Annotated in this window: 19 protein-coding genes, 1 tRNA gene and 1 other RNA gene; 8 read left to right on the top strand and 13 right to left on the bottom strand. The window is 65.6% G+C overall.

The annotated features are described in order from the left end of the window. Window positions 1-32 precede the first annotated feature (32 nt). Window positions 33-1,199 (bottom strand): SLC13 family permease, encoded by a 1,167-nt coding sequence (locus ASC63_RS10405; protein WP_055815356.1) that lies wholly within the window; start codon window positions 1,197-1,199, stop codon window positions 33-35. Window positions 1,200-1,305: 106 nt separating this feature from the next. On the opposite strand from ASC63_RS10405, the gene ASC63_RS10400 reads away from it, so the two are divergent. Next, the gene (locus ASC63_RS10400; protein ID WP_055812798.1) at window positions 1,306-1,497 is read left to right on the top strand and encodes a hypothetical protein; all 192 of its coding nucleotides are present in this window, start codon (window positions 1,306-1,308) and stop codon (window positions 1,495-1,497) included. A gap of 89 nt (window positions 1,498-1,586) precedes the next feature. Then, window positions 1,587-2,042, top strand: coding sequence for a hypothetical protein (locus ASC63_RS10395; protein ID WP_055812794.1), 456 nt, complete (start codon window positions 1,587-1,589; stop codon window positions 2,040-2,042). Window positions 2,043-2,073: 31 nt separating this feature from the next. Here ASC63_RS10395 and ASC63_RS10390 read toward each other — a convergent pair whose 3' ends face one another. Next, complete coding sequence (locus ASC63_RS10390) at window positions 2,074-3,450, bottom strand: glucose-6-phosphate dehydrogenase (RefSeq protein WP_055812792.1); 1,377 nt, start codon at window positions 3,448-3,450, stop codon at window positions 2,074-2,076. 100 nt (window positions 3,451-3,550) lie between these two features. On the opposite strand from ASC63_RS10390, the gene ASC63_RS10385 reads away from it, so the two are divergent. After that, a complete protein-coding gene (locus ASC63_RS10385) occupies window positions 3,551-5,332 on the top strand; it encodes a glycoside hydrolase family 15 protein (RefSeq protein WP_055812790.1) in 1,782 nt (593 codons plus the stop codon). A 24-nt stretch (window positions 5,333-5,356) separates the two neighbouring features. Here ASC63_RS10385 and ASC63_RS10380 read toward each other — a convergent pair whose 3' ends face one another. Together ASC63_RS10380 and ASC63_RS10375 are read right to left on the bottom strand one after the other, a co-directional pair. Continuing rightward, the gene (locus tag ASC63_RS10380) at window positions 5,357-6,451 is read right to left on the bottom strand and encodes a hypothetical protein (protein WP_055812787.1); all 1,095 of its coding nucleotides are present in this window, start codon (window positions 6,449-6,451) and stop codon (window positions 5,357-5,359) included. Between the two features lie 19 nt (window positions 6,452-6,470). Continuing rightward, window positions 6,471-6,546, bottom strand: a tRNA-Lys gene (locus ASC63_RS10375). Between the two features lie 101 nt (window positions 6,547-6,647). Here ASC63_RS10375 and hisN point away from each other — a divergent pair. Then, window positions 6,648-7,442, top strand: coding sequence for a histidinol-phosphatase (gene hisN, locus ASC63_RS10370; RefSeq protein ID WP_055815352.1), 795 nt, complete (start codon window positions 6,648-6,650; stop codon window positions 7,440-7,442). 43 nt (window positions 7,443-7,485) lie between these two features. On the opposite strand, the gene ASC63_RS16320 is transcribed toward hisN, so the two are convergent. Further along, window positions 7,486-7,968: a DUF1905 domain-containing protein gene (locus tag ASC63_RS16320; RefSeq protein ID WP_055812784.1), complete on the bottom strand. Its 483-nt coding sequence runs from the start codon at window positions 7,966-7,968 to the stop codon at window positions 7,486-7,488. Window positions 7,969-8,062: 94 nt separating this feature from the next. Between ASC63_RS16320 and ASC63_RS10360 the strand changes: the two genes are divergently transcribed. Further along, window positions 8,063-9,040 (top strand): NAD(P)H-quinone oxidoreductase, encoded by a 978-nt coding sequence (locus tag ASC63_RS10360; RefSeq protein ID WP_055815348.1) that lies wholly within the window; start codon window positions 8,063-8,065, stop codon window positions 9,038-9,040. A gap of 132 nt (window positions 9,041-9,172) precedes the next feature. On the opposite strand, the gene ASC63_RS10355 is transcribed toward ASC63_RS10360, so the two are convergent. From ASC63_RS10355 to ASC63_RS10345, 3 genes are read right to left on the bottom strand one after another with little or no spacing between them, the layout of a single operon-like run. Further along, window positions 9,173-9,481, bottom strand: a complete 309-nt coding sequence (locus ASC63_RS10355) for a hypothetical protein (RefSeq protein ID WP_082487492.1) — start codon at window positions 9,479-9,481, stop codon at window positions 9,173-9,175. Between the two features lie 52 nt (window positions 9,482-9,533). Then, window positions 9,534-12,182, bottom strand: coding sequence for a multicopper oxidase domain-containing protein (locus ASC63_RS10350; RefSeq protein ID WP_055812779.1), 2,649 nt, complete (start codon window positions 12,180-12,182; stop codon window positions 9,534-9,536). Further along, window positions 12,179-13,219, bottom strand: coding sequence for a hypothetical protein (locus ASC63_RS10345; protein ID WP_235492122.1), 1,041 nt, complete (start codon window positions 13,217-13,219; stop codon window positions 12,179-12,181). The genes ASC63_RS10350 and ASC63_RS10345 overlap by 4 nt, the downstream gene beginning before the upstream one ends. Window positions 13,220-13,388: 169 nt before the next feature. On the opposite strand from ASC63_RS10345, the gene ASC63_RS10340 reads away from it, so the two are divergent. From ASC63_RS10340 to ASC63_RS10330, 3 genes are all read left to right on the top strand, one after another. After that, complete coding sequence (locus tag ASC63_RS10340) at window positions 13,389-13,631, top strand: DUF2249 domain-containing protein (protein ID WP_055812773.1); 243 nt, start codon at window positions 13,389-13,391, stop codon at window positions 13,629-13,631. Then, window positions 13,628-14,131 (top strand): hypothetical protein, encoded by a 504-nt coding sequence (locus ASC63_RS10335; RefSeq protein WP_055812770.1) that lies wholly within the window; start codon window positions 13,628-13,630, stop codon window positions 14,129-14,131. Before ASC63_RS10340 ends, ASC63_RS10335 begins: the two co-directional genes overlap by 4 nt. 66 nt (window positions 14,132-14,197) lie before the next feature. Next, entirely contained in the window at window positions 14,198-14,638 is a 441-nt protein-coding gene (locus ASC63_RS10330) for a hypothetical protein (RefSeq protein ID WP_055812767.1), read from the top strand. 52 nt (window positions 14,639-14,690) lie between these two features. On the opposite strand, the gene ssrA is transcribed toward ASC63_RS10330, so the two are convergent. The 5 genes from ssrA to prfB all read right to left on the bottom strand — a co-directional run bounded on the left by ssrA (window position 14,691) and on the right by prfB (window position 18,896). Further along, window positions 14,691-15,084, bottom strand: a transfer-messenger RNA (tmRNA) gene (ssrA, locus tag ASC63_RS16115). A gap of 129 nt (window positions 15,085-15,213) precedes the next feature. Then, a complete protein-coding gene (gene smpB, locus ASC63_RS10325) occupies window positions 15,214-15,690 on the bottom strand; it encodes an SsrA-binding protein SmpB (RefSeq protein ID WP_055812764.1) in 477 nt (158 codons plus the stop codon). A gap of 70 nt (window positions 15,691-15,760) precedes the next feature. Continuing rightward, window positions 15,761-16,666, bottom strand: a complete 906-nt coding sequence (ftsX, locus tag ASC63_RS10320) for a permease-like cell division protein FtsX (protein ID WP_055812761.1) — start codon at window positions 16,664-16,666, stop codon at window positions 15,761-15,763. Continuing rightward, window positions 16,663-17,697 (bottom strand): cell division ATP-binding protein FtsE, encoded by a 1,035-nt coding sequence (gene ftsE / locus ASC63_RS10315; protein WP_055812759.1) that lies wholly within the window; start codon window positions 17,695-17,697, stop codon window positions 16,663-16,665. Before ftsE ends, ftsX begins: the two co-directional genes overlap by 4 nt. Before the next feature lie 86 nt (window positions 17,698-17,783). Beyond that, complete coding sequence (prfB, locus tag ASC63_RS10310; RefSeq protein ID WP_055812756.1) at window positions 17,784-18,896, bottom strand: peptide chain release factor 2; 1,113 nt, start codon at window positions 18,894-18,896, stop codon at window positions 17,784-17,786. Between the last annotated feature and the right edge of the window lie 48 nt (window positions 18,897-18,944).

The raw sequence follows: 18,944 nt of genomic DNA, 5'->3' as shown, positions 1-18,944 counted from the left end.
GATTGGCAGCGGATTGCCAGCCAGTTCCCGGTTCACGATGCCCCGTGCGTGACAAGCACGAGTGCCAGCACCGCAAGCGCCACCGTGGCGGGCGCGACCACCACGCCGAGCAGCGCATAACGGCGCCACGACAGGGCAACGCCCATGGCGGTGAGTCGGCGATGCCAGAGCAGCGTCGCCAGCGATGCCCATGGGGTGATGAGGGGGCCTGCATTCACCCCGATCAGCAGCGCGATAAGCCGCAGCGGCGAACCCGCTACAGGCTCCAGCGCCAGATATGCCGGCAGGTTGTTGATGGCGTTCGCACCGAACGCCCCCACTCCGGCGAGGCGCAGCAGTTCTCTTGGGCTCTCCCCCGTGCCCGAGACGGCGGCGAGCGCAGTTCCAAGGCCCAGCGCGTGCGCGGCCGCCATGACGAAGAGCAAGCCGGATGCCAGCACCAGCAGCGAGAACGGCACGAGCGAGGCGCGCAGCACCTCTCGGCGACGCACCGCGAACACGGCAGCCAGGATCAGCGCGGCGCAGACCGCCGGGATCCACACGGCTACGCCCGAGACGAGCGCGGGCAGCAGGAGTGCCACGACTATCGCACTGCAGGCGAAAAGCGGGCGGTCTGTGACCGGTGCGCTGGCATCCGGTTCGTAACGCAGCAGCAGCGAACGCCGCGCGACCAGGAAAATCGCCGCGGCAGGAACCACGACGCACACGAGCGCGGGCGCCCAGGTCATCGCCGCGAAGCCCAACGGGCTGAGACCACCCAGCTGGTGCTGGGCCAGCAGGTTCGTGAGATTGGAGACCGGCAGCAACATCGAGGCCGTGTTGGCCAGCCAGACGGTCGTGAGCGCGAACGGGAGCGGATTGAGGCCCGCATGCCTGGCCAGCACGATGACCACCGGGGTCAGCAGCACCGCCGTGGTGTCGAGCGACAGGAAGATCGTGCTGAGCGTGGCAAACGCCACCACGAGAAGCCAGAGAAGCCAGGCTCGGCCTCGGCCCCAGCGCGCCGTGCGCTCGGCGATGAAGCGGAACAGGCCTGCTTCGGCGGCGAGTTCCGTCACCACAGTGATGGCCAGAACGAAAAGCAGCACCGGCCAGATGCGACCCCAGAGCTCGAGCGCATCCGCGAGAGGCAGGATGCCGACGGCCACGGATGCCGCACCGAGCGCGAGGAGCACGCATCCGATTACCGCTGTGCGCACGCAAGCCTCCAGACGCCCGGCGAAGGAGGGCTCGATCACTGTACGCCGCAGACGGGTAGCGCGAGAAGAGGAATCGCGTAGCGTAGAGAGTGACGAAAGGTGACCGATGCGCAAGTACCTCTTCAACGGTGCAATGATCGGCGCGGTCACGGGGGCCTTCTCGATCGTGCAGACGACGAGGAAGGGTCCGCGCGACTGGAAGCTCGTGCTCATGTGGATCAGCTGGGGCCTGAGCCTCGCGATAGCCATCGGCACGGTCAGGCAAGATTCCCGCGAACTCGAGGATCCGCAGAACTAAGCGGATCGCGCGGCGTGTCCCCGCCCCGGAACACCCCTCATCGGGGACACTTGAACGAGTAGTTCCGACCGCCTGAGAGGGGTTTCGCGATGTTTGGTCGCAGACGTCATGTCGCAGCAGCGCCGGCAGCCCCCGCGCCGCAGCTGACTGAAGACCAGATTTTCGAGCTCGTGCAGTACCAGCTCGCCGCTTCCTTCGGCGCCGAGGGCGAGTGGACCGTCTCCCGCCGCACCGAGGCGCACACTGACGCAATTTTTCACGGCGTGCTGGTGAAGTCCGTCACCGCGGACATCATCACGGCCCTGCGCGACGCGCGCCAGCAGCTTGAGGCCGGGGCCGCTGCCACTCCCGTCGCCGTCATCGTGGCCGAGCATGACGAACCCGGAGCGCATGTGGCGCCTCTCGAGACTCCGGATGCTGCGGCGAAGCAACTCGAGCCGGCAGCGTTCGGCTGGGAGCCTGCGCCGATCACGGTGTGGGCAGATCTGCGCAAGCCCGTGACGGGCGAGATTCCGCAGTTGCGCGCACCCGCCCTCGTCGCATAGAAACCCACCCGAGGGCGCACCGCAGAGGACGCTAGCCGATCGGCTTCCACTTCGAGGGCCCGTTCGACCCGGCACGATAGCCGTCAAGCGCAACCTTGTCTGCCTTCCAGGCGGCTATCACGGGTGCGACGATCCGCCAGCACTGCTCTGCCGTGTCACCGCGCACCGACAGGCTCGGATCACCGTCGAAGACACCCGAGAGCACCTCGCCGTATGCCTGCAGCTGGCCCGGGCCGAAGTCTGCGCTGAGCACGCTGCGGTCGATCTCGTGCGGGTCTCCGGGGCCGTTGATGTTCAGTTCGAGGGACATGGCATCCGGCGCCAGCTGCAGGCGCAGCACCGTGGGCTCTATTTTGCCGTGCAGTCCGTGCGGAAGATGCTGGGGCGCCTTGAAGGTGATCACTATCTCGCGGCGCCGCACCCCCAGCGCCTTGCCCGAGCGCAGCGTGAAAGGCACCCCGGCCCAGCGCCAGTTCTCGATTTCGAACGTCACCTCGGCGAGCGTCTCGGTCTTCAGCGCGGGGTCGACACCGTTCTCCTTCGCATACGCGGGCAGCTTCTTGCCGTCGATCTCGCCCGCCAGGTAACGCCCGCGCCGACTCGAGGTCGTTGGATCGTCGTTCCACACCCGCGTGGCCCGCAGCACCGTGGCCTTCGCGTCGCGCAGGTCCTGCGCGTCGATCGACGCTGGGGCCTCCATCGCGAGCACGGCGAGCACCTGCAGCAGGTGACTTTGGATCATGTCGATGAGGGCGCCGGCCTTGTCGTAGTAGCGGGCGCGTCCCTCCAAGGCCAGCTGCTCGTCGTAGACGATGTCAACACTCGCGATGTGCTCGGCACTCCACAGCGGCTCGAAGATGCGGTTCGCGAAGCGCAGCCCCAGAAGGTTGAGCACGGTTGAGCGCCCGAGAAAGTGGTCAATGCGCTGCACCTGGTCTTCGGGAACCAGTTTGAGGACCTGCGTGTTGAGCGCTGCTGCCGAGCGGCGGTCGGTGCCGAACGGCTTCTCCAGCGCCAACTGCGTACCCGCGGGAAGATCGACCTTCTCCAACGCCTTGCATGCCAGCGCCGAAATGGCCGGAGGCAGGGCGAAGTAGATCGCCGGGGTGCCTTCGCATTTCTCGAGGAGCCGGGTGAGGTCATCCGGGTTGGTCACATCGGCGCTCAGGTAGACGGTCTCGGCAAGCACCCTCTCGACGGCGGGTCCGGATGCCCCTGCCGCGGCGAACGAGGCGCGCACCGCCTTGCGCCACCGCGCCTGCGTCCATTCCTCGCTACCCGCGCCCACGAGGCGAACATGCTCACCCGGCCGCTCCTGCACCAGCTGGCCGAAGGCCGGCATGAGCAGTCTGGCCGCCAGGTCACCGCTGGCGCCAAGAATGAGAAGCGTCTGAACCGTCTGCGTCATGCATCCCACAGTAGCCCGCGGCTCTCACGGGCAGCTATGCGCACGGTGTGAAGAGGCGCCCACGGTGGAAGCTTCATACCGCGAGGGGCATGATGGAGGCATGGCTCTAGCTATCGAGGACTATGCACTGATCAGCGACTGCTACACCGGAGCTCTGGTCGGCAAGGATGGCAGCATCGACTGGCTGTGCATGCCGCGGTACGATTCCGCCTCCATGTTCGGGGCCCTTCTGGGCAGCAAAGATCATGGCAGTTGGCTGCTCGCGCCGAGCCATGAGGAGGCAACCTCCACCCGCAGCTACGACGGCGACACGCTGATTCTCGTGACGCACTGGACGACGCCTGACGGCGAAGTCGAGGTGACGGATCTCATGCCGCACGGCGACAAGCGCGCCGACCTGGTGCGCCGGGTGCGCGGCATCCGCGGTTCGGTTGAGATGCACGAAGAAGTGCGCATTCGTTTTACCTACGGCGAGGCCGTTCCGTGGGTTCGCAAGCAGAGCGGCGACAAGCCTCGCGCGCTGCTGGCCGTCGCCGGGCCGGATGCCGTCGTGCTGCGCGGCCCGGAACTCACCGCCACCGACCACAGTCACGAAGCCACCTTCACCGTGGGCGAGGGCGAGACCGTCGACCTCAGCCTCACCTGGCATGCCTCGCACAAGTCACCGCCCGAGCCGCCGGAGGTGGATGCCGCCATCGAGCACACCCGTGCCTGGTGGACGGACTGGGCGGCACGGTGCAACGAGACGGGCGAATACCGGGACGAGATCGTGCGCTCGCTGCTGCTGCTGCGCGCTCTCACCCATCACCAGACGGGCGGGATCGTGGCCGCGGCCACCACATCGCTTCCAGAGAGTTTCGGTGGCAGCCGCAACTGGGACTACCGCTATGTGTGGCTGCGCGACGCGTCCCTCACCATCTCGGTGCTGCTCTCCCACGGCTATCACGCGGCGGTCGAGCACTGGCGCGGCTGGATGCTGCGCGCGGTGGCCGGGGACCCGGCCGATGTGCAGATCATGTACGGCCTCGCCGGCGAGAGAGATCTCTCCGAACGCGAGCTGACGAGCCTGCCCGGCTACCAGGACGCCTCCCCGGTGCGGGTCGGCAACGACGCCGCCCTGCAATTCCAGGCGGATGTCATCGGTGAGGTCATGATCTCGCTGCACGAAGCGCGCGTCGCCGGGGTGAAGGAGACCAAATTCTCCTGGGGCCTGCAGCGTGCACTCATCGGCTTTCTGGAGCAGAAGTGGGAGCAGCCGGACCAGGGCATCTGGGAGATTCGCGGGGAAGCGCGCCACTTCACCCACTCGCGCGCCATGGTGTGGGCGGCGTTCGACCGCGCCGCGCGTGCCGTTCGCGAGTTCGGCCTCGACGGTCCGGCGGAGCGCTGGGAGAAGTTGCGCGATCGCGTGCGCGCCACCATCGAGGAGCGCGGCTTCGACGCCGAGCGCAACAGTTACACGCAGTACTTCGGAACAAGCGAAGTGGATGCCTCACTGCTGCAGCTCTCGCAGATCGGCTACTGCGCAGCCGACGATCCGCGGATGCTCGGCACGGTTGCCGCCATCGAGTCGGATCTGCTGCGTGACGGCTTGCCGCTGCGCTACCGAACCGAGGCGGGGGTGGACGGCCTGCCGCCGGGCGAGCATCCGTTTCTCGCCTGCGCGTTCTGGCTCGTCGAGCAGTACGCCCGCAGCGGTCGCGTCGGCGACGCCCGCACTCTCATGAAGCGACTGCTGGGCTTCGCTAACGATGTGGGAATGCTGAGCGAGGAGTACGACGTGGATTCCGGCCGTCAGGCCGGCAACACCCCTCAGGCCCTGACCCATCTGACTCTGGTGCGGGCCGCGGAGGCCATCACCAGAGCAAGCGCCTCGGCCTGACTGCGCGACAGCTGAAACGGGCAGTCACCGCGCGATGAAGGTGCTCCAGGCCCAGAACGCCAGGATCGCGACAGAAAAGACGATGGCGCCGCCGCTCACTCCGCGGTGCAGTCGTCGCCCTCCCGCTGCAATGGTGTTGCCGCTGGCAGCGAATCCGTCGGCGAGCGGCGTTCCGGCCGGAATCGCGCGCTCGTCACGGTAGTTCCTGGACTGGCTCAGGGTCTTGGCTCCCACCGTGTCCACGATGGTGAACATGCGTCGCAATACCGCGGGGTCGTCGATTTTCAGTGACGTCGACGAGTAGACGAACATCCAGTCGTCGACGATCTCTACATCGAATGAGTCGGCATTGTCGATGAGCAGGGCCATGAGGTCGGGGGTGAAGACGTAGAGCGCATCCTGCTCATACTCCCGCGGGCAGTACAGGGTGAAGTACTTGTCGAAGTCACCCTCGAGCTTCAGCACCTGGTTCTTCGAGAACACGGCCGGAAGGTTCGTGCCCCCGAAGAGCCCGTTGTTCGACCTCGCGTCGAGCACCATCTGTGGCAGCCTGCGGTCGAGCCGTATGGCTAAATACCCCCAATGATGCACGGTACGGTTCTTGCCCGAACCCGTCGTGTAGCGGTAGTTGGCGATGTCGATGTACGGCTGTTCCAGCTGTCGCACGCTGTCGTAGGCCGTGCGCTCGCTGCCGATACCGAAAATCGAGCCGGGGTAGTCGGAATCGGTCTCTCCGAGACGAGCGACAAGCCCGTTGGCCCGCGCAAAACGATCGAGCCGATAACGGCGCGCCCAGCGCCCTCGGCTGCTCCGAATGATGAAAACGACAATGGCAGCAGCGACGATAAGCAGGATCATCGGCATCACGAACACGGCAGGGTTCACGGGCCCAGTTGATATGTTCGTGCTGGCCAGTGCGGCTATGAATGCCGCGAAAACCGACCCACCGACCAGCACGAAGATCAGGCCGATGAACCCCACGACGATCCAGCGAAGAATCGTCGAGACCGAGACGTCGGCGGAGCCGCTGTTCTTAATCAGTTTCTTGTAGGCAACGACATCGGCACGCGCAACCGCTTCGCTCAGCGGGCGGTAGTCGAGCTTCGAATGATCCAACATCGGAGACAAGCCTATTATGTGGTGCACCCCCCGGGACTTGAACCCGGAACCCACTGATTAAGAGTCAGTTGCTCTGCCAATTGAGCTAGAGGTGCGTTGCGTTCGAGACAACCCGAACCGAGGGTCAACATTAGCATCCCCACCGAGGTCGATGCCAATCGGCACGGGGCGCGGCTTCGCAACTATCCTGAAGAGCGTGACTGACGCATCCGGCCCTTCTCTCGACGACGATCTTGCCCTGGCACTTCGCCTCGCGGATGCCGCCGACGCCATCTCCGCAGACCGATTTCGCTCCCGTGATCTGACTATCTCAACCAAGCCCGATCGCACCTATGTGACGGATGCCGACCAAGCCGTTGAACGCGCGATTCGCGCCGGTGTCGCCGACGCCCGACCCGGCGACGGCATCTACGGCGAGGAGTACGGAACCGAGGGCGACAGCAGCCGCCAGTGGATCATCGATCCGATCGACGGCACGGCCAACTACCTGCGCGGCGTTCCCGTGTGGGGCACGCTCATCGCCCTGGCGATCGACGGCGTTCCCCTCGTCGGCGTCGTCAGTTCTCCCGCGCTCGGTAAACGCTGGTGGGCCGCGAAGGGCTCGGGAGCGTGGCTGCAGGAGGGTGATGACGCGCCACGCCGCATCCGCGTCTCGGGGGTCAGCGAGCTGACGGATGCCTCCATCAGCTTCCAGTCCATCGCCCAGTGGGACGACGCGGGTTATCTCGAGCGCCTGATAGCGCTGAGTCGCACGGTCTGGCGCGACCGGGCATACGGCGACATGTGGGCGTACATGATGCTCGCCGAGGGACTGCTGGATGCCGTGGGCGAGTTCGATGTGCAGGCATACGATCTGGCCGCGCTCATTCCCATCGTGGAGGAGGCGGGCGGGCGTTTCACTTCGGTCACGGGCGAGCAGGGGCCGGGCAACGGAAGTTCGCTTGCCACCAACGGCGTGCTGCACGACGCACTCCTCGACGCGCTGCGCTGACCACTCGCCGCGCTTTCACCGCGTTCCGGCGAGGCAGCCACCGCTATCGCAGCCGCTTGCCCTCCGACAGCAGCGCTACAGCCTTGTCGATGCGCGAGAGACGTGTCTGCGGTCGTTTGGCCTCCTCGATCCAGCCGTTGTACTCGCGTTGGGCGCTGTAGCTGAAGCCCCGAAAGGTATCGGTCACTCCGCCGGTCGTGAACGCCTGGGCAACATCCGCGGCCAGCTCGACGGTGCGTTGCGCGGTATCGAGCTCGATGCGCACCCGCACGCTGTCCCCCGGGTGTTTGCCGAGTTGCTCCCGAATCTCCTTGAGCATGAGCATGCGGTGGGGGCCGCCGTAGCTCACAAGGGATCCGCGATACTCAACGTCATCGAATCGAGCGATGACGGGTACCCGGCCCGTCACGCCGAAGAGTTCCTTCACATCAAAAGGAAAGGGGATGTAGGCGGATGCGTTGACAACATCCGATCTCTCCAGCACTCCCTCGTATTCGATGGGCCCGGGATTCACATACGTGACCATGAGCCGATAGTAGTCGCCTATCGTCACCGCAGCAGGCCGCGCCGGGTGGCGCCGTACAGTGGAGGGCGTGAACACAGCGATTCCGGCCGGCTCGATGCGCGCCATCGACATTTCTCAGCCCGGCGCCCCCGACGTTCTGACACTCTCCGAGGCGGAAGTACCCGGATATGGCGCCCACGAGTTGCTGATCGAGGTCGCGGCGGCGGGGATCAACGGTGCCGACATTGCACAACGCAAGGGCCTGTACCGGCTTCCGGCGGGCGCACCCACGCGGCCGGGGCTGGAGGTGTCGGGGATCGTTGTGGGTGTCGGCGACGCCGTGGAGGGGTTCGCCACGGGTGACGCGGTCTGCGCGCTCGTGCCCGGGGGCGGCTATGCCGAATACGTCTCCATCGACGCCGGGCTCGTGCTGCCGGTACCCGACGGGGTCGAGTTGGTTGATGCAGCCGGCCTGCCCGAGGTGGCCGCGACGGTGTGGTCGAACGTGTTCATGTTCGCGGCGCTCAAGCCGGGCGAGACGCTGCTCGTGCACGGCGGATCCAGCGGCATCGGCTCGATGGCGATCCAACTCTCCGCTGCGCTCGGCTCCCCCGTGCTGGCCACCGTCGGCTCCGAGAAGAAGGTGGCCTTCTGCGAGTCTCTCGGTGCTCGCGGCATCAACTATCGCGGCCAGGATTTCGTGCAGCTCGTCATGGAGCACACCGACGACCACGGTGCCGATGTCATTCTCGACATGGTGGGCGGCGACTATCTTCAGCGTGACATCGCGGCGCTGGCCGTCGAAGGCCGCATCATGGTGATAGCGAATCAAAGTGGCAGCGACTCGACGCTCAACGTCGGCTCACTGATGGGTAAACGCGGGCGCATTTGGGCAACGACGCTGCGTGCACGTTCGCTGCAGGAGCGCACGGCCATCATCGCCGCGGTGCGTGAGAACGTGTGGCCCCTGGTCACAAGCGGGCAGGTGCGGCCGATCGTCGACAGCGTCTTTCCCCTCGAGAAGGCAGCGGATGCGCACCGGCTGATGGAGACATCCGCCCACCTCGGCAAGATCCTGCTTTCGCTGCGATAGCTCGCGCGACCGCGCGGGATTATGCCGTTGCACCCGCGATGTTCACGAGCCACTTCACGCCGACCTTCCGTAGATCGCCAAGCGATGCTCTCGCATTATCACCCCGGGTCGGCCCACCGTGCGCGGGGTTCTTCAGTGATCGCGACCGTGCTCGATTTTCAAGCTGCCAGGCAGGAACGGAAGCCACGGTGCCGAGTAGATCAGGACCGCCTGCTCCCCCGCTTCGACCGGAATCCGCGCGGTTCCGAACTTCCAGAGCCGATTGAAGAGATAGACGGCAATCTCCGTCTTCTCCCCCGCGCGTATCTGCCAGGTTCCGGTTCCCCACTGCGCCGGATGCCCGCGGCCGTTCACCACCACGGTCGGCTTCGGAAACCAGCCGAGGCGAGGTTTGTGCAGCGTGAGTTGGAGTCGGGAGGGCGGCGTCACAGGGGAACTCACGAGGACAGCCTACGGGCATCCGATCGACGTGAGACGCGGGCGTCGATTCGGGCTACGGGGTCACGTGGAACAGGCCCGCGGCGCCGCGCTCCGCGTCGGACATGGCGTGGGTGATGAACGAGTAGTCACCCGTCGCGGGAAATGTCAGTTCGACGAAGCCACCCTGGGCGGGCTGCAGTCCGAGCACCTGGGAGCCGCCCGTCCCCGTGCTGCCGCCGTCGCGCAGCAGGTAGTCGCCCTCGGTGAACACGGTGTCGAACTGGGTGCCCACGATGTGAAACGCGCTCGCCAGATTCGGCCCGGCATCCAGCACCCACACCCGCACCCGCTCGCCCGCCCTGGCCGTCAGCGGACGGTAGCGGTACTGGTCGGCATAGCCGTTGAAGACCACCAGATCCGGCTCCTTCTCCGCGACCTTGCTCGCGTCGATCTCCCCCTTCTGCGGTCCCAGGTAGTACTCGCCCTGCACGAGCACGTACTCGTGAGCTACGGCGTCGAGGCCGGGAGGGTCGATGATGACGGCGCCATACATGCCGTTGGCGATGTGGGCCGACATGGGCATGGTGGAGCAGTGATAGAGCCAGATGCCCGAGCGCGTGGCCGTGAAGGTGTACTTCAGGCTCTGTCCGGGCTGAATAGTGCGCATCGGCTCGTTCGGGGCGAGGGCTCCGGCATGAAAATCAATGGAGTGTCCCATGGTCGCGTCGTTCACCAGGGTGATCTCGAAGACGTCACCGACTCTGCCACGCAGGGTGGGGCCGGGCGCGGTTCCGTTGTACGTCCACAGTGTCTGGTAAACGCCGGGGGCCACCTCGGTGAGGGTATTGCGCACCGTGAGAGTGAGCGTGTGCACGGTGGCGGATGCCGCGGGCGGCAACGCCGCATCGTACGGTTCGAACCCGGCCGATGGCTTCTTCGCGAGGTCGATGTCGTTCGCCGCCGACCTTCCCTTCTGCGCCGCCGGGCCGCCCATGTCCATCCCCGCCATGGGCGCGCCGTTCCCACTCGAACCGCCGACGACCACGATGCTCATCACCATGCCCATCTGCCGATGGCCGGTGATCGAGCACCATCCGTTCACATTCGAGAAGATGACTCCCGCATCCACCGTGGCGGATTCTCCTCCGATCAGCCGCCCCGAGGTCACGCCCGTTGCGAGCACCAGATCGTGCACCTCCTCGTCGGCGTTGGTGAGGTGGATCACCAACCTGTCGCCTGCCGGCACACGCACGGTGCTCGGCGAGAAGCGCATGTTCTTCATGGTCATCGTCACGGTGGTCGTATGCCCTGTCGCTGAGCCTGCGGCCGCCGCGGACTGGGCGCCGGGGCTCAGCGCGTTCGACCCGATGCCGCCCGCGTTGCCCGGCACGAACGCAACACCCACCGCAACGGCAAGAACGAGGGTTCCGACGGCGGCCATCATCCCGCCGCTGCTGGCGTGCAGCGCCGGCATGCGCGCCTTGGTGCCGTCGCTCGGCCAATCCTCCGCACGCGCGTGACGTCCGGCCACGATGGCACGAATCGCCAGGGGAACGAACGCCAGCAAACTGGCCGCGACGAGTGCCAACAACAGCATGCGCAGCGGCTCGGCGAGCGGAAGCAGCATGAGCAACAGAGCGCCGTTCACCACGATGAAGCGAAAGGGGCCGAACCGGTCCAGCCCCGCGTTCATGCTGCGCGTCACCACGGGTCCGCCGCCGATGACCACCGGAACGAGGTAGCTCAGGGCCCCGACCACGAGCTGGGCCACGAAACCGACGGCAAAGGGCACGAGAACCCCGCTGATACGCGTCGCGGCCTGCTCCCAGTCGGGCACGACGGTGACGAGCACCATCACGGCAAAGACGCTGCCGGCGAACCACAGCAGGGCGGCCCCCATGCTCCACCCGGCATATGTCACGGGCACGGCCCGCCGTCCCTGGCGTACGGCCTCGATCACGATCAGGCTGAGCCCCGCCAGATACATGAGCAGCCCGAACGACACGCCCAGGCGAATGCCGAACAGAGCGCCCAGTCCCACGACCAGAAGCCCCAGCGCGAGCAGCGGCAGCGCGCCCCGAACGGCGGCATCCGCCGTGGGAAGGATGCGCGTGTGCAGCACCGTCGGCCAGAGCAGAATCACGGTGCCGAGCACGGTGATTCCGATCCAGCCCGCAAGGTTAAAAGCAATATGGGCAACGAAGAGACGATCGTGCACCCCGCCCGGGATGTCGCTCCTCGCCATTACGACGCCCAGAGTGACGCCGATGACCAGGAACAGCCCCGCCACGATGTAGTAGCGCACGAGTGGTGCGAACCGCGACGGCAGCGCCACGTGCAGTTGGCGGGCCAGGCTCATCACCTGCGTCAGAACGGCGAGCGCCACGAGCACAGCCCCCGCTAGCACGAGAGGCCAGGCGCGCCCTGGCACGCCCGTGACGACCGCAAGCGCGCCGACGGTGTGCGCGAACAGACGCGCGCCGAGAAGCATGCGCCCGCCCGCCGCGGGGCGGCGCAGCAGGGTGTCAGCAAAGTGCTGGCTCCAGACGATGATGGCTGTGCTTGCGGCACCGAGTAGCAGCAGGTGCACCATCAACCACGGTGCGGCGACACCGAGCGGTTGCACAATGGCCACGAACACAGCGCCCAGCGCCCAGGCCACGACAAGGGAGTTAACAAGTGCGTACCAGGCCTTGCGCGAAAGCGGCTTCTTCCTCCTCACGAGGCCCCCTCCCCGCGTGCCGGAGTCCGCTGCGGTTCTCCACGAACGACGGATGCCACGGCGAGCACCACGAAGAGCAGCACGGCGACGACGTTGAACACCCCACCCCACTGCACGAGAACAGGCACGTCGTGCACGTCGCCGATGAGAATGCGTGCGACGAGGGAGACGGTGAGCAGCCCGACGGGCAGATAGAAGATCGGCCGGTACGGCAGGGGCTTGCGCAGCACAGCCGGCAGAATCACGGGGGCGTGGGCCATGATCATCGCGAGAGTGAAGCCGAGAAACACCGCGTGCACGCTCGCGTCGTACAGCGGCCCCGAGACGACCGCCCCCGCGAGAAGCCAGATGACGCCCGCAACGGCGAGCCAGACGTAGCCGGCCAGAAGGCACGCCGCAATGTACCGGGGCAGGCCGCTCGATCTCACCAGGCGCGACGCCACATCGAACACGGCGAGCCAGGCCACCACCGCGAGCAACGCAGCGCCGAATAGCGGGTAGCCGACGTCGGGCCACAGCATCGCCGCGAGCACGCCCACCGCAAGCGCCACGCTCACGCCGAAGGCCACGCGCTCGGTGCGGCGGCTGAGCACGACGACCCGAGCCAGTTCCACCCGTTCACCCGCGATGGTCAGCACCATGAACCCAGCCATTCCCGGCACGAGAGCGGATGCCGGCAGACCGCCGATCCACAGCATCGTCGACGCCAGCGCGAGAAACGCCCCGAGCGACTGCACGGCCGCCGCCAGCATGGCCTGTCTGCGCCAGATGGCCAGGTAGATGAACAGCAGCACGACGGCGCCCGCGGCAAGCAGAATGCGGCCGACGAGCAGCGGTACAGGCGTGAGCAGGAGCAGCCCGCCGACGCCGAAGGCCGCCGGCGAGGCGAACGCCCACCACCGTCGCACCGCCACCGCTCGCTCCAGGGCGATGACCGTGCCGACGAACCCGAAGACCAGCAGCGGTCCGTGCACCACGGGCAGTCGCTGCGTCGTGACCGGCGCCGGCAGTCCCAGAAGCAGCAGCGCGGCATCCAACCCGGCCAGAAGCGCTATCGAACCGGGGATCAGAAACGCGAGCCGCGTTCCTCTGCGGCTGAGAACGGGTCGAGCGGGAGCGGAACGGATGGCGTGCTCGTTTCACGAACGTCGGACAAGGTGTGCAATCATTTTAATACTTTTTATTTACGTTATCGGAAGGAACCCCATGGCAGAACGTCCGCTTCTCGATGTGCGCACGGAAGAGCCCGCACGTCGTCACGAACTGATCTTTGAGCACTACAACGGCCTGCAGCCGGGTGAGGGCTACGTGCTCGTCAACGACCACGACCCCAAGCCGCTCTACTACCAGTTCGCCGCCGAGCACGCGGGCGACTTCACCTGGGAGTACCTCGAGCAGGGCCCCGAGGTGTGGAAGGTCGATATCGGGCGCCCCTCCGCTACCGCGTGAGACCATTCGATTCGAGCGCGCACCTCGCGCTCGGCCAGGCCGGGCAAGCGGCTCTGCTCGGCCTGCTGGTGCTCTCAGGCGCCATCTGGCTCGGCGGCTGGGTGGCACTCTTCCTTCTCGCCCGCAGCACAACCGCGACGCTCTCGCGGGAGGCGCGGGTGGCGTTCTTTCGCCACTTCGGCCGCCGATACGGCGTCGTGGCGACCGGCGCGCTCCTCGTGGGGCTGACCGCCGGCATCCTGCTGCTCGCGGCCGTACCCTGGACGCGACTCTCCACCTGCCTGGTCGCCGTGGCGGCCATACTTCTGCTGGTGCTCGGCGTCGGAGTACTGCAGGCGAGACGGATGACGCGCCTGCGTCGCTCGCTGCTCGCGACATCCGCAGACACCACTCTCGCGGCGCGGGTCGCCCGTGGCGCCCGAACGGCCATCGTTCTGCGCGCAGCCATCGGGGCGATAAGCCTGCTGATACTGGTGCTCGCGGTGCTGCGCGCCGTCTAGTCGGAGCGTGCCACTGCCCGAGCGACCCGGATTGAGCACACTGGTCTCGCGTAAAGTGAGCGCTATGTGCGCAGCTCTCATGACGACCGTCTGGACGGCTCGACGCACTGGTTCGGCGCGCCGCTGATGGCCGAACTCGTTGCCGCGGCGTGGGTCGCCGAAGACCGAAATGGCCGCGAAGCGGCGCACCTGCTTCTGACTCCCACCTCGACCGGCCATGAAGAGGGTCTGCTCCCCCTGGCCGCGGGCTGGGGGTTGGCGTCCGGCGGCGGTGACGACCCGATGCCATTCGCCACGGTCACCGCGTATGTCAACCCGCTCATGGTGACGATAGAAGGGGTGCGCCTTCCAGTGAGGCGCCAATGGACGTCCCTCGCTCGCAACCGCGGCCAAGTGATTCTCATCGTTGGAGACCGGCCGCGCCCCGCCGACGAGGACGCCGTGGGCTACCTCGCCACTGTCACGCACTTCTCGATCGGCTTGGTCAGCGTCGCATCCACGGGCTGACGGGCTACTCGATCGCCGAGCACTCCGCACAACAGCGCGCGATAGCAACCACTGGTGGAGATGCGGGGAATTGAACCCCGGTCCACTGCTGTGGTCATATGCCTTCTACGGGTGTAGCCAGTGCAGGCGTTCTACTCGGCTCCGGAATTTGCCACTGGCACCTAATCCGACAAGCCCAGCCCTGGTTTAAGTCCCTTTATGCCCCAAGACAGAACATAAAAGCAATCTCTCTAGCTGGCGCCAGGGTCCGGGTAGAGAGCATTCCCGGCCTGACGGTCTCTATAAGTTGCGAAGGAACTTACGCCGCGAGGGCGAAGTCAGCCTTGGCAGAGACAGTGCTGTTTGAATTGGCACTTATTGTTTTCCAGAGATCGTTAACGAGATAACCCTGGATCCTCGACCCGCTTCTCATATTCGCTCAGGCAATGTCGAAACCGATCATCCCCCTGAACACCGTGAGACGGTGAGTCACTATCGCGCGCTGTTGAATTGTGCAGATACATCTCGCCGATGGCGAGCCTTACAGACTACAACACTTCCGCGCTCCCGCATATTTCGGTCAGGACCGTGCGCGACTACTCCCCCAGGTGCCTGCGGCTCGAGATCGCGCGATCGGACTCACGCTTGTCCTGGCGCTCGCGCAGAGTCTGGCGCTTGTCGTATTCCTTCTTGCCCTTGGCCACGGCAATTTCCACCTTGGCGCGCCCGTCGCTGAAGTAGATCGACATCGGTACGAGGGTGTAGCCGCCCTCTTTCACCTTGTTGTGAATCTTGAGAATCTGTTCCTTGTGCAGCAGCAGCTTGCGCTTGCGGCGCGGGGCGTGGTTGTTCCAGGTGCCGCCCGAGTACTCGGGAATGTGCACGGCATCCAGCCATGCCTCACCGGCGTCGATGTACGCGTAGCCGTCGACGAGGGAGGCGCGACCGGCCCGCAGCGACTTCACCTCGGTTCCGTTCAAGACCAGACCGGCCTCATACGTGTCTTCGATGGTGTAGTCGTGGCGGGCTTTGCGATTGGTGGCCACCACCTTCTGGCCACGTTCCCTGGGCACGGCTTACTCCTGAATGATCAAACGAATGCGCCCCGCAAGCGCGGAGCAGCCCATCAGTCTAATACGTGGCCTAGACCTTGAGATACCGGCTGATCGCCACATTGGCAGAAATCGCCGCCAGCACGATGCCCACGACAAGCAGCGCGGGCACCACCACGAACGCGCTATCGGCACCGACGAAAGCGATAGAGGGTATTCGTGCGGCCAGATAACCGTGCACGAAGAACTGCACGATGCCCACGACCGCGGCGCCGGCCAACAGCGATCCGATGAACGCCGCGAACACTCCCTCGAGAATGAACGGCGTTCTAATGAAGCGGTTCGAGGCACCCACGAGCCGCATGATCCCCAACTCCCTGCGCCGAGAGATCGCCGACAATCTGATAGTCGTCGCTATCAACATCACCGCCGCGACGAGCATGAGCGCGGCAATACCGATGGCGGTGTAGCTGGCGGCATTGAGAATGTTGAAGATCGGATCCAGATAGCGGCGCTGGTCCATCACGCTCTGCACGCCCGGAGAATTCGACAGGCTCTCACTGAGCACGTCAGACTGCGAAGGATCCTTGAGGTTCACCCAGAACGTCTGGTTGAGATATTCCGGCGTGACCGAGTCCGCGACGGGGTTGCCCTTGAACTGCTGTTTGAAGTGCTCGTAGGCCTGCTTCTGGTTCTCGAACGACACCTTTTCGATGTATTTCGAGAGGGTCGGCGCCTGCAATTGTGCCTTCACCGCAGCGATCTGCGCGGGGGTCGCCTCGCCGTCCGCGCAATTGTCGGTCGCGGTACACATGTACACCGCGACCTGCGCCTTGTCGTACCAGTAGCCCTTCATCTGCCCGATCTGCATCTGCAGCAGAATCGCCGCCCCCACAAAAGTGAGCGAAATGAAGGTCACGAGAATGACCGAGACCACCATGGACACGTTGCGGCGCAGCCCGCTGGCCGCCTCCGACCAAATCAGTGCGAATCTCATTTGACGGGCCCCACGTTCTGTTCTCCGTCATCGTCACGATCAACGTGCGGCGCGCGCAGACCCAGTTTCTCCGCCAGAGTGAGCTGCTCGGGCAATTCTTCGTCGCTCAGCGGCCGCTGTCGCAGCACGGGCTGCGTGGGCGGACTAGCGAAATGCGCGTTCTGCATCGTCTCGGCGGGTTCAGGAACAGCTTCTGTCCGCACCGGCTGCTCCACGGGTGAGGATGCCGGCGGTCGCGGCGCGAAGGTCGGCTGCGGTTGCGGGACGGAAACGGGGGCTGGAGGCGCTTCGGCAGGCGCTGCGAGATGGCCGTCGGCGGGCGCATCCGGGTCGCGCTGGATCGGGATCGCCGTGGTGTACCCACCGTGGCGCTCGTCGCGCACGATCTCGCCATTGATCAACTCGATCACGCGGCGCTGCATCTTGTCTACGATGCCGGCCTCGTGTGTGGCCATGAGCACCGTGGTGCCTCCGGCGTTGATGCGTTCGAGCACGGCCATGATGCCCGCGCTCGTGGCCGGGTCAAGGTTTCCCGTCGGCTCATCGGCAAGCAGAACCTGCGGCTTGTTGACCACCGCGCGGGCGATGGCCACGCGCTGCTGCTCACCACCGGAGAGCTCGTGCGGCAACCGCTGCTCCTTGCCGGTGAGTCCGACCATGCTCAGTACGTCGGGCACGGCCTCCTGAATGAAGCCGCGCGACTTGCCGATGACCTGCAGCGTGAACGCGACGTTCTGGAAGACGGTCTTGTTGGGCAGCAGCCGAAAGTCCTGGAAGACCACGCCGAGGTTGCGCCGAAAGTACGGCACCTTACGGCTGGAGATCGAGCCGAGATCTTGCCCAAGCACGTGAATGCTGCCCTTCGTGGGCTTCTCCTCTTTGAGGATCAGCCGCAGGCAACTCGACTTGCCGCTTCCGGAAGCGCCGACGAGAAAGACGAACTCGCCGCGCAACACCTCGAGGGTGATGTCGTTGAGTGCGGGCCTCGCGGTGCCCGAATATTTTTTGGAGACGTGGTCAAAGAGGATCATGACCTCTTGAGCCTAAGCAGAGCGTCGCATAATCCCTGCAGCGACATGCCCCCAGCCGAGCCTGTGAATCCACCCAGTTGGAGGGGCTATTTCGCGGGCTTGAGCGAACGCCATCGAATCCCGGCGGCAATAAAGCCGTCCAGGTCGCCATCGAAGACGTGGGTCGGGTTGTTGACCTCGTAGTCGGTGCGCAGATCCTTCACCATTTGGTAGGGCGCCAGCACGTAGCTGCGCATCTGGTCGCCCCAGCTCGCGGTGATGGTGCCGGCCAGCTCCTTCTTCGTGGCGGCATCCTGTTCGCGCTGCAGCAACAACAGTCGGGACTGCAGAACCCGCATCGCGGCGGCGCGGTTCTGAATCTGGCTCTTCTCGTTCTGGCAGCTCACCACAATTCCGGTGGGCAGGTGGGTGATGCGCACGGCAGAGTCCGTCGTGTTCACCGACTGCCCTCCGGGGCCGGATGACCGGAACACGTCCACGCGAATGTCGCCCTCCGGTACGTCGATGTGGTCGGTCTCCTCCATGAGCGGCACCACTTCCACCGCTGCAAAGCTCGTCTGGCGCTTACCCGCCGAGTTGAACGGGCTCATGCGTACGAGCCGGTGAGTGCCGGCCTCGACCGAAAGCGTTCCGAAGGCATACGGGGCGTCCACCTCGAACGTCGCAGACTTGATGCCGGCCTCCTCCGCGTAGCTCGTGTCGAGCACGCTCGTGGGGTAGTTGTGCTGCTCGGCCCAGCGCAGGTACATGCGCAGCAGCATCTCGGCGAAGTCCGCGGCATCCACGCCCCCGGCGCCCGCACGAATCGTGATGACCGCGGAACGCGGGTCGTATTCACCACTCAGGAGGGTCTGCACCTCGAGCTCGCCCAAGGTCTTCTGCAGCCCTGCGAGTTCGGTGCGCGCCTCGGCTGCGGATTGCTCGTCGCCCTCGCCATCCGTCGCCATCTCGACCAGCACCTCGAGGTCGTCGAGGCGCTGGGCTATCTCGGTGATGCGCGCCAGTTCGCTCTGCCGATGGCTGAGCGCGCTCGTCACCTTCTGCGCCTTGGCCGTGTCGTCCCACAGGTCGGGTACCCCGGCCTGTTCGCTGAGGTTGGCGATCTCCTTCTCGAGTGCCGGCACGTCAACAACGGCCCTGATGTCGCCGAACGTGGCTCGAAGGTCGGCGATCTGCTGCGAAAAGTCCAGTTCAATCATGTCGCTGCAAGCCTACCGGCGCGATCGAGTGCGCGCGGCAGGCCTAGG

The sequence above is a fragment of the Leifsonia sp. Root112D2 genome (assembly GCF_001424905.1).
Classification (GTDB): Bacteria; Actinomycetota; Actinomycetes; order Actinomycetales; family Microbacteriaceae; genus Root112D2.
Note: the sequence above shows the minus strand (reverse complement) of the source record. Positions and strands in the feature narration are given on the sequence as shown.

Excerpts from the sequence above, each read along its gene's own strand:
- ASC63_RS10400 (WP_055812798.1), top strand. The coding sequence starts at position 1,306 with ATGCGCAAGTACCTCTTCAACGGTGCAATGATCGGCGCGGTCACGGGG.
- ASC63_RS10395 (WP_055812794.1), top strand. The coding sequence starts at position 1,587 with ATGTTTGGTCGCAGACGTCATGTCGCAGCAGCGCCGGCAGCCCCCGCG.
- ASC63_RS10390 (WP_055812792.1), bottom strand. The coding sequence starts at position 3,450 with ATGACGCAGACGGTTCAGACGCTTCTCATTCTTGGCGCCAGCGGTGAC.
- ASC63_RS10385 (WP_055812790.1), top strand. The coding sequence starts at position 3,551 with ATGGCTCTAGCTATCGAGGACTATGCACTGATCAGCGACTGCTACACC.
- ASC63_RS10380 (WP_055812787.1), bottom strand. The coding sequence starts at position 6,451 with ATGTTGGATCATTCGAAGCTCGACTACCGCCCGCTGAGCGAAGCGGTT.
- ASC63_RS16320 (WP_055812784.1), bottom strand. The coding sequence starts at position 7,968 with ATGGTCACGTATGTGAATCCCGGGCCCATCGAATACGAGGGAGTGCTG.
- ASC63_RS10360 (WP_055815348.1), top strand. The coding sequence starts at position 8,063 with ATGCGCGCCATCGACATTTCTCAGCCCGGCGCCCCCGACGTTCTGACA.
- ASC63_RS10340 (WP_055812773.1), top strand. The coding sequence starts at position 13,389 with ATGGCAGAACGTCCGCTTCTCGATGTGCGCACGGAAGAGCCCGCACGT.
- ftsX (WP_055812761.1), bottom strand. The coding sequence starts at position 16,666 with ATGAGATTCGCACTGATTTGGTCGGAGGCGGCCAGCGGGCTGCGCCGC.
- ftsE (WP_055812759.1), bottom strand. The coding sequence starts at position 17,697 with ATGATCCTCTTTGACCACGTCTCCAAAAAATATTCGGGCACCGCGAGG.
- prfB (WP_055812756.1), bottom strand. The coding sequence starts at position 18,896 with ATGATTGAACTGGACTTTTCGCAGCAGATCGCCGACCTTCGAGCCACG.